The sequence below is a fragment of the Bacillus sp. EB V-12 genome (genome assembly GCF_056158125.1).
Genome location: NZ_JBUXJL010000004.1, coordinates 376537 through 390119, shown reverse-complemented (window position 1 = coordinate 390119; position 13583 = coordinate 376537). Strand labels below are relative to the sequence as shown.

13 protein-coding genes and 1 riboswitch are annotated in these 13583 nt (G+C 34.0%); of the genes, 8 read left to right on the top strand and 5 right to left on the bottom strand.

The genetic code is table 11. The annotated features are described in order from the left end of the window. Positions 1–15: 15 nt before the first annotated feature. From ACZDYH_RS17305 to lepB, 5 genes are all read left to right on the top strand, one after another. Entirely contained in the window at positions 16–1563 is a 1548-nt protein-coding gene (locus ACZDYH_RS17305; RefSeq protein WP_474886702.1) for an IS200/IS605 family accessory protein TnpB-related protein, read from the top strand. Positions 1564–1810: 247 nt separating this feature from the next. Then, positions 1811–2458: a pyroglutamyl-peptidase I gene (gene pcp, locus ACZDYH_RS17300; RefSeq protein WP_000859708.1), complete on the top strand. Its 648-nt coding sequence runs from the start codon at positions 1811–1813 to the stop codon at positions 2456–2458. 66 nt (positions 2459–2524) lie between these two features. After that, a complete protein-coding gene (locus tag ACZDYH_RS17295; RefSeq protein WP_074554685.1) occupies positions 2525–3262 on the top strand; it encodes an NAD-dependent protein deacylase in 738 nt (245 codons plus the stop codon). A gap of 323 nt (positions 3263–3585) precedes the next feature. Beyond that, positions 3586–5739 carry a peptidoglycan D,D-transpeptidase FtsI family protein gene (locus ACZDYH_RS17290; protein ID WP_001249191.1) on the top strand — a complete coding sequence of 718 codons (2154 nt, stop codon included), beginning with the start codon at positions 3586–3588 and terminating at the stop codon, positions 5737–5739. 81 nt (positions 5740–5820) lie between these two features. Continuing rightward, positions 5821–6342, top strand: coding sequence for a signal peptidase I (gene lepB, locus ACZDYH_RS17285; protein ID WP_002094069.1), 522 nt, complete (start codon positions 5821–5823; stop codon positions 6340–6342). Between the two features lie 34 nt (positions 6343–6376). Here the strand turns inward: lepB and ACZDYH_RS17280 are convergent, their stop codons facing one another. Continuing rightward, entirely contained in the window at positions 6377–7000 is a 624-nt protein-coding gene (locus ACZDYH_RS17280; RefSeq protein WP_458869103.1) for a cephalosporin hydroxylase family protein, read from the bottom strand. 158 nt (positions 7001–7158) lie between these two features. Here ACZDYH_RS17280 and ACZDYH_RS17275 point away from each other — a divergent pair, with 158 nt between their 5' ends. Further along, a complete protein-coding gene (locus ACZDYH_RS17275) occupies positions 7159–7683 on the top strand; it encodes an NUDIX hydrolase (protein ID WP_002182860.1) in 525 nt (174 codons plus the stop codon). Positions 7684–7863: 180 nt separating this feature from the next. On the opposite strand, the gene ACZDYH_RS17270 is transcribed toward ACZDYH_RS17275, so the two are convergent. Then, positions 7864–8625, bottom strand: a complete 762-nt coding sequence (locus ACZDYH_RS17270) for a class I SAM-dependent methyltransferase (RefSeq protein WP_474886699.1) — start codon at positions 8623–8625, stop codon at positions 7864–7866. 304 nt (positions 8626–8929) lie between these two features. On the opposite strand from ACZDYH_RS17270, the gene ACZDYH_RS17265 reads away from it, so the two are divergent. After that, positions 8930–9211 (top strand): hypothetical protein, encoded by a 282-nt coding sequence (locus ACZDYH_RS17265; RefSeq protein WP_000714725.1) that lies wholly within the window; start codon positions 8930–8932, stop codon positions 9209–9211. A gap of 214 nt (positions 9212–9425) precedes the next feature. After that, entirely contained in the window at positions 9426–10415 is a 990-nt protein-coding gene (locus ACZDYH_RS17260) for a hypothetical protein (RefSeq protein WP_088363874.1), read from the top strand. 109 nt (positions 10416–10524) lie between these two features. Here ACZDYH_RS17260 and ACZDYH_RS17255 read toward each other — a convergent pair whose 3' ends face one another. The 3 genes from ACZDYH_RS17255 to ACZDYH_RS17245 all read right to left on the bottom strand — a co-directional run bounded on the left by ACZDYH_RS17255 (position 10525) and on the right by ACZDYH_RS17245 (position 13213). Next, the gene (locus ACZDYH_RS17255) at positions 10525–11295 is read right to left on the bottom strand and encodes a DNA alkylation repair protein (RefSeq protein ID WP_063245362.1); all 771 of its coding nucleotides are present in this window, start codon (positions 11293–11295) and stop codon (positions 10525–10527) included. A gap of 31 nt (positions 11296–11326) precedes the next feature. Then, a complete protein-coding gene (locus tag ACZDYH_RS17250; protein WP_002026004.1) occupies positions 11327–11632 on the bottom strand; it encodes an iron-sulfur cluster biosynthesis family protein in 306 nt (101 codons plus the stop codon). Positions 11633–11746: 114 nt separating this feature from the next. Further along, on the bottom strand, positions 11747–13213 hold the full coding sequence (locus tag ACZDYH_RS17245; RefSeq protein ID WP_001083386.1) for an amino acid permease: 1467 nt from the start codon (positions 13211–13213) through the stop codon (positions 11747–11749). A gap of 112 nt (positions 13214–13325) precedes the next feature. Further along, positions 13326–13518, bottom strand: a riboswitch (Lysine riboswitch). Positions 13519–13583: the final 65 nt, after the last annotated feature.

The following is a 13583-nucleotide window of genomic DNA, read 5'->3' as shown; positions in this document are numbered from 1 at the left end:
AAAAGGGGGGAAAGGATGAAAACAACACGTACTTGTAAAATCAATTCTATTACAAAAGAACAAACGGAAGATTTAATTACTTTAATCCGTACGTTCGAAAGTGCAAAACGATATAGTTTTAATCGTTTGATTGAGGGCGAAAACGAGAAAGAATTGATAAAAAAACTACAACCTAAATATTTGTTAAATAAACGTTTTTGTGAAGATGCGATTTTACAAGCGCAATTGATCCTTTTCTCTCAAAAAGAACTTCTTCCTGTTTACCTAGAAAACAATCAAAAAAAGTTAGAAAAGACGTTACAAAAAATAGATGATTATGAACGCGGCAAAAAAAGACCTAAACAAGTTGCATTAGAAACTTGTTTAATTGGCTTAAGAAAACGAAAACAAAAATTAGAACAAAGAATTGAAACGTATGCAAAACATATTAAAAATAAAACATTACCTCCTATTATTTTTGGTGGGCGGAAAAATTTCTATGAAAGAATGAAAAACAAGATATCCAATCAAGAATGGAAAGATTTGCGGACACGACAATTATATTCTCGTGGAGATAAAAGCAAAAAAGGGAATTTGAACATGCGCATTACAGTTGATGACTGTGGGCAAGGATGGTTAGAAATTGCAAATCCATTAGGACGAACAAATGGAAAAACAAAAAGCCCACGAATCAAAGTTCCGATTATCATTCCATATCATTTTTATCATCAAATCACAAATGTCGTTATGGGAAAGCGAATCGGTGTAAATCCAAAAGGAAAACCGATTATAGAGCATCAAAAATATAGTGTAGAAATCATTCGTAAACAAAATGAATTTTATGTAAATATTACGTTTGATGAAACACAAATAGGTCGTGTACTAGATTTGAAGGAAACACCACAATCAGATGTAATTGCAGGAATTGATGTAAATCCGGACCGTATTGCAGTTAGTTTATGTACAAAACAAGGTAATTTTAAAGGTTCAAAAAATTTTTATCTACACAATCTGAATGCGTTTTTAACAAATAAACGCGCAACGATAATTGGACAAATCGTACAACAAATTAAAACATGGTTATTGGAAAACAATGTAGGTGGAATTGTTTTAGAAGATTTAAAGTTTCAACAATCTCATGATACTGATAAATACAGTAATCGTAATTTCCATCAATTTACGTATAAAAAGATGTTGAACAGTTTAATTCGTATGTCTCTTCGTAACGGATTTTCTGTTAAAACAGTAAACCCCGCTTATACAAGTGTGATTGGAAAATTAAAATACAGTAAAAATTTCGGTATTAGTGTTCATGAAGCAGCCGCATTCACGATTGCAAGACGTGGATTGGAATTGCAAGAACAATTACCACAAGAGATTATATTATTATTAAAAAACCAAATTACAACAAAACTGCGTATTCTTGTTGCTTCCATGGAAGAAAGTAAAAAGAATACGAAAAAAGTATATAAAAAATGGTTACAAACAATTCAAACGTGGAAAGAATATCACAATTGGAAATTGTGGAGCATTCTTCACAAAACTGTTTATATGAGCAATCAACAATTCATATTTAAAATTTAAATGAGAAGGGGGGTACTGGTTTATTTCTTATAACCTCTTGCATACTACTGACTTGGATGAATGGTAGTATGCAAGAACAGATCGTTCCTAACAGGAACCTGCCGTCATTCTTTCACAATAGGTGGATGAAAAGGTCACAACCCTTACGGACAGGAAAAAGGTGAAATTCCTTTTCGGTAGTTGGCATTTGACTTGGTTCGCCAACAATTTATAGATTTTTATAAGAATTTTAAACCAGGATAAAACTATGAAAACAGTATTATTAACAGGGTTTGATCCGTTTGGCGGAGAAAATATCAATCCAGCTTGGGAAGTAGCAAAAGGTTTGCATGAAAAAACAATTGGAGAATACAAGATAATAAGCAAACAAGTACCAACTGTATTTCATAAATCAATAAGCGTATTAAAAGAGTATATAGAAGAACTAGCGCCGGAAATTATTATATGCATTGGACAAGCTGGGGGCAGACCAGATATTACGATAGAACGTATCGCAATTAATATTGATGATGCAAGAATCGCTGACAATGAAGGGAATCAGCCGGTAGATGTACCGGTTGTAGAAGAAGGAGCGATTGCGTATTGGTCTACACTTCCGATGAAAGCAATCGTAAAAAAACTTCGCGAAGAGGGTATACCGTCATCTGTTTCACAGACGGCAGGCACATTCGTTTGTAATCACTTATTCTATGGACTTATGCATGAACTAGAGAAACATGATAAGAAAATAAAAGGCGGATTCATTCATATTCCGTTTTTACCAGAACAAGCGAGTAATTATCCAGGGCAACCGAGTATGTCACTTTCTACTATTCGTAAGGGGATAGAATTGGCAATCGAAGTAACGACGACAGTTAAAGTAGATATTGTAGAGGTTGGGGGCGCAACGCATTAAGTAAAATGAATTGTACAACACCTCCTGTAAACAACTGGTATAATAAGAATAGGAAAATACATAGAGGTGATTTTTGTGCAACAATTTGAAGAAGTACGTTCAATTTTAGAAAAAGCGAAGAAAATTACAGTATTAACAGGCGCTGGTGCAAGTACGGAAAGTGGTATTCCAGATTTTCGTTCAGCAAATGGATTGTATGCTGATGCGAATGTGGAGATGTACTTATCAAGAGGGTACTATAACCGAAGTCCGAAAGAATTTTGGAAGCATTATAAAGAAATCTTTCAAATTAATACGTTCCATCAATATAAACCAAATCGTGGCCATCGCTTTTTAGCTGAGCTAGAAGAACAAGGGAAAGATATTACGATTTTAACGCAAAATATTGACGGTTTACATCAATTAGGTGGCAGTAAGCATGTCATTGATTTACATGGAACACTTCAAACAGCACATTGTCCAAAATGTAAATCAGGCTATGATTTACAGTATATGATTGATCATGAAGTACCGCGTTGTGAGAAGTGTAATTTTATTTTAAATCCAGATGTTGTTTTATACGGAGATACACTGCCGCAATATCAAAATGCGATGAAACGTTTATATGAAACAGGTGTACTTCTCGTTATGGGAACGTCATTAAAAGTACAACCTGTCGCTTCATTCCCGGAAATCGCAAAGAGGGAAGTAGGAGCAACAACTATTTTAGTAAATGAAGAGTTAACAGGACAGGAATATAACTTTGATTTTGTTTTTCAAAATAAGATTGGTGAGTTTGTTGAAGGGTTATCTTCAATGAAATAAGTTATCGAAAAAACTGAGGTATCTGCCTCAGTTTTTTATTTGAGTAATCACTGTTTTAAGCCATATGAAAACATTTTGATAATGTAGTAACAACATCTCTATAATTTATAAAAATCAATTTGCCCCATTTTTCTTTTAGAATAATATTCATGTTATTGTGCATTAAGGGAATGGTAATAAATAGGATGTAAAAACAAAAAACTGAAAATTAAATCTTTTATTTCTTTTATAATTAATATAAAATTCTATATATATCATATAAATAAATTTGATACATAATGATTTTGCGTAGAAATGTTAATAGAATGAAGCGAGGGAGCGAAATGAGACAGAAAAAGGAGCAGAAAAAACAATCGAAAAAGAAAAAGACTCATATTCCATTTCGGTTAAATGTACTATTTTTTATTGTCTTTCTTTTATTTTCAGCTATTATAATTCAATTAGGTAAAGTACAAATCATTGATGGAGAAACGTATAGAAATGAAGTAAATAAAAAGGAAGATGTAACGGTAAGCACTCCCGTTCCTAGAGGGAAAATGTTTGATCGGCAAGGTCACGTTATTGTAAATAATAAACCATTGCGAACCGTTACATATACGAAAATGAGAGGAGTAGACTCGAAAGAAGTTTTACAAGTAGCAAGAGATTTAGCCAAACTAATTGAAATGTCGCAAGAGGACATGGATAAGTTAACAGAGACAGATAAGAAAGATTTTTGGATGCAGTTAAATGAAAAGCGGGCAGCGGCGAAAGTAACAAAAGAAGATGAGAGTAAATTTAGAAAGCAAGAAATAGAAGGAAAAGAGTTAGATAAAAAAGTAGAAGAACTGCGCCGGGAAAGAATTACACAAGAAGAACTAAATGAGCTTTCAAAGGAAGATATAGAAGTATTAGTAATTAAAAGCAAAATGAATGCGGGATATAAAATGACGCCGCAAATCGTTAAAAAAGATGTAAGTCAAAATGAATATGCTGTCGTTAGTGAAAGGTTGGCAAGCTTACCAGGGGTAGATACGACAGTAGATTGGGAACGTGAATACCCAAATGATAAAATACTGCGCTCTATACTAGGTAGCGTTTCTAATGAAAATGAAGGATTGCCAAGAGAACAATTAGATTATTATTTAGTTCGTGATTATAATCGAAACGACCGTATTGGTAAAAGTTACATTGAAAAACAATATGAAGATGCACTACATGGAACGAAGGAACAGTCTAAAAATATTATGGATAAAGCAGGGAAGATTGTTCGAACAGAAAAAGTGACTGAAGGAAAAAGTGGAAATAACTTGATGTTAACAGTCGATATGGATTTACAGAAAAGAGTAGAGGGCAGCCTTGAAAAGAATTTACGAGCCTTTCATGCTGCAGAGCCGATGATGGATCGTGCGTTCGTAGTAATGATGAATCCGAAAAACGGTCAAATTTTATCAATGGCAGGAAAGAAAATTGTAAATAAAGATGGCGGTATGCAAATAGAAGATTATGCATTAGGAACGATGACAAGTTCTTATGAGTTAGGGTCAACTGTAAAAGGGGCTACTTTATTAACTGGATATCAAACAGAAGCGATTAAGCCGTATACACATTTCTTTGATGCGCCAATGTATTTTAAAGGAAGTTCTAAGCCGAAGAAATCGTGGAAAGAATTTGGGGATATTGATGATTTAAGAGCTTTGCAAGTGTCATCGAACGTTTATATGTTTAATACGGCTTTAAAAATGGCAGGCATTAATTATGTCCCAAACAATCCATTAGACATTAAACAAGAAACATTTAATAAAATGCGCTACTATTTTAGACAATTTGGCCTAGGTGTGTCGACTGGTATTGACCTGCCAAATGAATCAATTGGTCAAGTAGGTAGAACTGATAACATACCCGGATTTTTACTTGATTACGCGATTGGACAGTATGATACATATACGCCGCTTCAGCTTGCACAATATATTTCCACAATTGCAAATGGCGGTTACCGAATGAAACCACAAATTGTACAGGAAGTGAGAGAGCAACCGAATAGACCAGAGGATGTAGGAAAAGTCGTTCGGTCGATTGAACCAGTTGTATTAAATAGAGTGGATATGGACACTTCGTACATTAATCATGTAAAAGAAGGATTTAGAAGAGTTTTTCAAGAAGCTGACGGAACAGGTACCGGAACGTTTAAAGGTCTACCATATAAACCAGCGGGAAAAACAGGAACAGCTGAGACAGTATATGGTGGAGAAAGTGATATTGGAAGAGATGAGAACAACAACCGAAAAAAATGTTATAATTTAACTCTTGCCGGTTATGCACCATATGATGCGGATCCGGAAGTAGCTTTTTCAGTTGTTGTACCATGGGTGAATGATGATAAATCAGGAATTAATTCTGCGATTGGTAAAGAGATTTTGGATGCGTATTTTGAATTAAAAACAAATAGATCAAATGCAAATTCAATTCCAGTAGAACAACCGAACAAGGCACAGTAAAAATAGTATCACTGCATGGAAACATATTGTGCAGTGATATATTTTTTGAGTTAAAAAGCGCTTTATAAGGTGGGAATGGATATGAAAAAGGAGATTAAGAGAGGCTGGGGAAAGTACATACTATTTATATTGGTGATAGTCATAGGCTACCATTCTTTTACTTTATGTAAGGTGGAAGGGGAATCGATGCAGCCGACTTTATATGAAGAAGACTACGTATTTGTAAATAAAGCGGTAGTACGTCTTTCTAATTTACAACACGGAGAAATTGTCATTATAAAAGAAGAGGATGAATCGAAATATTATGTGAAACGTGTAATAGGGCTTCCTGGTGATGTAATTAACATAACGAACGGAAAGGTATATGTGAACGATAAAAAGCAAGAAGAACCATATACAAACAAAGATTTATTTAACAACACACAAGTATTTTATAATTTTCAAAAGACAAAAATTCCGCCAAATAAGTTATTTGTAATGGGAGATAACCGCGAAGTAAGTAGAGATAGTCGAAATGGCTTAGGATATATTGAAGAAGATAACATAATAGGCAAGGTGGAATTTGTATATTATCCTTTTTCAAAAATGAAAATGATAGAATAAGTGGGGGATGAGCAAAACCCCACTTATTAAAGTTTCACTTTATTTTCTTTAAAAAACCTTTTGGATTAAATGATATGAAAAATTTATGTTTAGACTCGTCGATTATGAAGTTATTATTTTTAGTTAAAAACTCATCCACAGCTTCCATCGGGCCAGGACCCCAATCGGGAAGAAGCGGATTTCCATTAATGGAGGTATCTTCTACAATCATATAACTGCCAGTAGTGACGATAGATTTATATAGTAATAGTTCTTTGGAGACATGTTCTTTACTATGATCAGAATCTAAAATAACTAAAACCACATCATTAGGTTTGCGCATGCTTACAATTGTTTGGATGGCCTGCACAGAAACAGAAGATGCTGTTAAATACGTAATCCGATTATGTGATGGCCGATTTGGCTGCGGAGTTATATCGATAGTAAGTACGTGACCTTTTCCAATTAAATCTAACATAGAAGCTAAATACAGTGCACTACCACCGTGAAAAGTCCCGCATTCAATAATTAAATCGGGCTTTAATTCATAAATAATTTCTTGATACAAAAAGAGATCAGAGGGAAGTTTACAGATTGGAACTCCAAACCAGTGTGTATCGTTTAACCACACGAGGCTGTTGTAATATTGGTTTAGAAATTCATTGCTTATAATATCGATTTTAAATTCTCCTTTCTAAAAAGGATTCTCTCGTTTGACGTAAAGTGTTTACGCATGAAAGTTGTACTATATATTATGTAGTAAGGAATTGTAAGGCGAGTGTTTTTACTTGAAAATAAGCCAAATAACTCATGTGGAAAATGAAAGGAAATGATCGTATGTACAAATACACAATTTGTTTTATTAGAAAAAGCGATAAAATACTGCTATTAAATAGAAATAAAAAGCCGAATATGGGGATGTGGAATGGTGTTGGAGGAAAAATAGAAGAGAATGAAACGCCATACGAAGGAATAATTAGAGAAACGTTTGAGGAAACGGGTATAGAACTTTCAAGTGTAACGTATAAAGGGACTGTTGTTTTTAAAGGTAAAGATGAGCCCCAGGCTAGTGAAGGAATGTATGTGTTCGTTGCTGATTTTCCAGATGGAATGCAAATGAATACACCATTACGTACGGCTGAAGGATTATTAGAATGGAAAGAAATTGATTGGATATTAGATGGTGATAATAGAGGTGTAGTTAGCAACTTACCAAAATACTTACCGACAGTAATAACAGAAGAAAATAAGTTAAAACATATATTCACGTACGATAACCGGAATATTATTAATTACACAACTGCATGTTTGACAGAAGATGATGCGAACAAGCGATATGAAAAACAACTCATTTCTCAATAGAAGAGGATAGTGAAAAATCACGTTTTGTTCTCATTATATATACGAAGTGATTATATGTTTCAGAAATACAATTTATTGGTCAGAATTGTAATATGTATGATATAACTTTTCTTATGGTGAAAGCGTAGAGAACATACGTAAACGGAACAAAAAAGAGGTGGCTTTGCCGCCTCCTTTTTGTTAGCTGTGAATCGCCTTAATCATAAATCGATGTTGCTTCACATCAAAATATCCTTTTTGTAAGATAATTTCATGTATACGATATAACTCCTCATAATACCTTTCGACAGTAAAATCAGGAATTTGCCACGGAATCGCTTTTAAATAGTAGACGATAGCGCCAATATCATAAAAGCGTTGGAAAGGGAATTCTTCCTTTGCTTCTAAAATAGTAAATCCATTTTGCTTTAACTCACTGCATGCGATTTCGAGAGACCAACTTGCAAATTCGCTATTTAGTGGTGAGTCAAACTGCTCATTAAGTTCCGCACAATCGAGACCACCAACTTGTTGTGTAAGGAAAATCCCATTTGGAGAAAGGATTCTGTTTACCTCAGAGGCAGCATATGATTCATGTTGATTTATGATTAAATCAAACTGACCATCTTCAAATGGTAAAGCGGTATCATCCGTTACCTCTATAACTGTAACCCCTAAAGGTTCTAATTGCTTTCGAGCGATTGGCACGTTTGGAGCATAACCTTCAGTCGCAAAAATAGTTGGTGGGAATGGTTGTAACATAGATAAAAACTCTCCACCGCCAGTACCCATATCGAGCATTGATTTAGCGCGTTGCATAAGCTGGAAAGCAGTACTGCCGTACGACCATGATAAAGGCTCGCTCTTCATTCGACCCGTTTCTGAAATGAAAGAAAAATCCCAGCCACTAAAATTTGTATTGGCGCTTTCTAATAAAGTTAAAAATAATGGATCACGTTTCATAATTATGTCCTCCTATTTTTTAATGAATGATATGATGAGAAAGGAGAACGGGAGGACCTCTTATGAAAGAGAAGCGGTTTTACGTTTCATGTTCGAATAGATTCATATACATTCGCTCCTTATGAGAATAGTAATTTATATATTCGGGATAATCGAGTGGGAATCCTTTGAGGGTATAAAAGAAGGCAGTTGTTTAATGAAAAAATAAATTGAGTTATCTAATTTTATAGTGTAATTGTTCATCCATACGCATAAAAAAATTATTCTCTCCATAAAATAGTAAAATTATATTGGAGGTTGAATTATGAAAAAATTTAGTGTATTTTCAATAATATTGATGACTTTTGGAATGTTATTATTTGGATTAAATAGGATAATAGATAGCTATTCTGAGCCTATTATCCTATTAGGGTATATTTCTTTTTTAATTGGAGTGGTTCTGAGTATTATAGCGATTGCTAGACGTGAAGATGGAAGATTAAAATTTATATCACTTATCTCTTTCTTTGTTCTCCTGTTTTTCATTACTTGGTTTGAGTCGTTTCAGGTACTACGAATTATTACTTGGCTAAAAAATATCTATTAAAATTTAAATTGTTGGTAAAAATGGGAAACCTTAAATTTAGGTTTCTTTTTATTATATTCGATTATCAATATTAAAACTTATTAGAGCCATTAATAAAAGAAATAGATATATAAACCGAGTGTAAAAATATTTTAATTCTTTGAAAACATTCAGCGATTTAGTATTCTTTATATATGGAATATTTTGTTTATGCGAAAAGAGGGCAAGGTGCTATATGAAAAGAATGAAAAATGTAATGTTAGTATTGTTATGTTTCTTATATTTCTTATGTTTAAGTGGGTGTAATTATAAAGATGACGATCAGGTGAAAAAATATGTGAAAAAAAAGCACGGAATTGATGTGATTGTAACACATTGGGGTGCTATAAACGAAGGGAATATGGGGCATACATATCATACTGTTCAAGCAAAAAATAACAAAAATATTCAATTTAGAGTAGAGGTAGATGGCTTCTTATATTCAAGAATAAAAGGTGATGAATATCAATACGGAAAAAAAACATATGAGGAATATAAGAAATTTAAACCAATGCTAGAAGAAATTAAAAAATTAGGTTACGTGGAACCTGAAAATAAAAATGTTTTTCAATATATAATGGATGATGATATAGAGGAGAAACCAACGGATAAGTTATTATTAACTTTAAAAACGAGTGACAAGATTGATTACAGTCAATTTGAATCAAAAGAATTAGATCGTTTATATGCTCTAATCCAATTCATTCAGAAGAGTAATAGAAAGATAACAACACTTGAAATTGAGGATTATAATGGTGAATCTATAGGCTTGCCTTTTCAAAATGTGCAAAAAGCTATAACGAAAGAAGAACTGCTTTTAACAATGAAAAACACAGTAAGCGGTTATTGGACATATTTGGTTCAAACTGAAACAAAAGTAGGCGTAAGGTTAAATGAAATTCAAAATGATCGTTTTGAAATTGAGGATATTACTTGTCCACACCCGAAAGACGGCAATTGTCTAGAGTATGAATTGACATTAGTTTTCAATGACAGTGAGATAAAATATAGAAATGATCCATATGTAATAGATGATTTGAGAAAGGTAGTCACTATTCTTAAAGAAGAACTATATAATAAGGAATTTAACATATATTTAAGGAACAAGGATGGAACAAGTTATTCACTCTGGCTATCATCCGAAAAAATTAAGGAAAGTAATAACATAGAAGAGTTAGTAAAATAATGATATAAAGAAGAAATTTAAAGTACTTTTTATGTTTGTTATTTCTGTATTCAAAAGGAAAACCGCTTATGCTTCATTTTTGAAGCATAAGCGGTTTTGTTTAAAATACCTAAAAAGAAAAATTTTTTGGTAAAGTACCACTTTTTATTACTGTTCTTAGTCCATGTTTTATAATCCAAGGATTAATAGGATGCTGTTTATCACGTAATTGCTGTAACCATTGAAAAACGAGTTCTTTATCTTCTTTCGTAATATCGTTAATATGATTGGCTACAGATTTTTGAACATATTTAGAAGGGTCATTCATTAATGGTTCAAGAAGTTGTAAATTGTACTTAAAATCACCTTTTAGAGCTCCTATTTTTTTAGCCCAAGGAAGCCTTGGTCTTGTACCTTCAGAAACTAATCTTCTAATGTGGCTGTTTTCGTCATGAATCCACTGTTGCAATATGTCTAGTGTATCTTCATGATATGTTTCAAGAAAAGGCCGAATGGCATATTCAGCAGTATTCCTTTTCGTTATTTCATACATTGCATTGAACGAGATTTTAAAATCGTTAAGCCCATATTTTTCAACGTATTTTGCAAGAGGCATATACATATATCCATTTGTAAATGTGCCTACTTCTGTTGTATTTTCTGGTCCTAATGTCTTCAGTAATATATGTATTGCGGCATTAAAATCTTTTTGTAAAGCATTGTGTAATTCATCTGCAATTACTTCAATACGCTGTTTTAACTCTAAATTTTCAACTTTACAAGCTACAGAATCTACAAAGATGTTTTTAGAGAAATAAGGATCGTGTTTACAAATAGAATCAGCTATTTTTTCGGCTAATTCTTCATTAAATAAAAATTTTAACGGAACATATTTACCCATTTTTTCACCTCATTGGTCGGATAAACGATTTTTATTTTTTAATCGACAATCCATAAACCAAAGTCTCACTCGGAGTCGTAATACTAAAACCTGTCGTCTTATAATCAAGCTTCACTGTATCACCAGTGTAGTCTTTCGTAAATGAATCCATTTGTACGATAAGCTCCGCATCTTCATATACAACATCATCTGCGTTAAATGTATCCCAAATTAAATCGACATCAACGAAAATACTACAAGAGTTTGTCATTGTTCCTCTAATGCGAATGATCTTTTTGTCTTCACGTTCTAATCTATGTATAGCTGCTTTTGCTTCATCAGTAATGCGAATGTTCATTGTATCCCAACCTTTTATTTATATTTCTTCTATTATGGCAAAAACAGGAGCAATAGGGAAGCAAAGAGGTTTGCAACAAAAAACGAGCAAACAAATTTGTTTGCTCGTTTCACTTTATTTTAGTTCACATTTATCAAGTGGAATCACTTTTGTTTTTTTCGTAAATTTATAACCTAACCATAGTACTAAGAAGAGTGGTAAACCGATGTAAGAAACGAGTACACCGTTCCAGTCGATTGACTCACCCATAAATGCCCCGTAGTTTTGTCCTAAAATTACGATGATACAAAGTGTAAATGCAAAGATTGGACCGAAGGGGAACCATTTTGCTCTATATGGTAAGTCATTTAAATCTTTTCCTTGTGCGATATACGCTTTACGGAAACGGTAATGACTAATTGCAATGCCGACCCAAGCGATAAAGCCAGACATTCCTGATGCATTTAATAACCAAATGTATACAACACCGTCACCGAATAAAGAAGCAATGAAAGCAATACTACCGACAATCGATGTTACGATTAATGCGTTAACAGGTACACCGCGGCTATCTAATTTACCAAGAAACTTTGGTGCCTTCCCTTGGCGAGCTAAATCCCAAAGCATACGAGTTGATGCATACATACCAGAGTTACCAGCAGATAGTACTGCCGTTAAAATAACAGCGTTCATAACAGAAGCAGCAAAGGCAACGCCCGCTTTTTCGAAAATAAGTGTAAATGGACTTACTGTTACATCACTTGCAGCAAGACTTTCAGTTGTATAAGGAATTAATAAACCGATAACGAGAATCGCAAGGATATAGAATAAAAGAATACGCCAAAAGATTGAACGAATTGCTTTTGGGATATTACGTTCTGGATCAGATGTTTCACCAGCAGCTACTCCTAATAGTTCAGTACCTTGGAATGAGAAACCAGCTGCCATAAACACACCGATAATTGCCATGATACCGCCGTTAAATGGTGCATCTGCAACAGTGAAGTTTTTGAAGCCAACCGTTTCGCCGCCCATAATTCCAAAAATCATCATGAAACCAACAATTAAAAAGATAATAATCGTAACTACTTTAATAAGTGCGAACCAATATTCAGATTCACCAAACCCTTTAACAGATAAGTAGTTTAAAAGGAAAATAATAGCTAAACATAATCCGCTCCAAATAAGAGAAGGGGTATCTGGGAACCAAAATTTCATAATTAATGTTACAGCAGCTAGTTCAGCAGCAATCGTAATTGCCCAGTTATACCAATAGTTCCATCCAAGTGCAAAGCCAAGTGATGGATCAACAAATTTTGTTGCGTACGTACTAAAAGATCCAGTAACAGGCATGTAAGCTGCGAGTTCAGCTAAGCTTGTCATTAAAAAGTAAACCATAATTCCAATTGCGGCGTATGCAATTAATGCACCACCAGGTCCAGCTGAATGGATGACACCACCGCTGGCAAGAAATAGTCCGGTACCAATTGTACCGCCGAGAGAAATCATCGTAAGGTGACGAGATTTTAATCCGCGTTTTAATTCACCTTGTCCTTGTGTAGTTTGCGTTTTAGAGGTAGATTGATTTGTTGCGCTATTCATGTTCAACACTCCTTTTCTTGTAGGTTAGGAAGGAGCGGGGGAGAAAAATACAAAAAACCGCCAAAGGAATTTGGCGGAACGTTTCACAAATAACCACCCCATCATACCCTTCCGTTAAGATAGCACCCCACGTTTACACGGTAATTTTGTAAACGTGACAGTTCTGTTCCTTTCGGAGACAGCCCCAGCCCATATTTCCAGAGAAGAAATATAAACTTCGGCAACTTTTCCTTTCAAACGGAGTCGGTGACATTCTCTGTGTCTCGTCCGTCGTACTCTTAAAAGTCGCAACCTCTACCTCATCGGATTGATGAGGATTTGATATATTGCTAAGATTTTTAATATATGGCAATTGTAATGACTTTCTGAA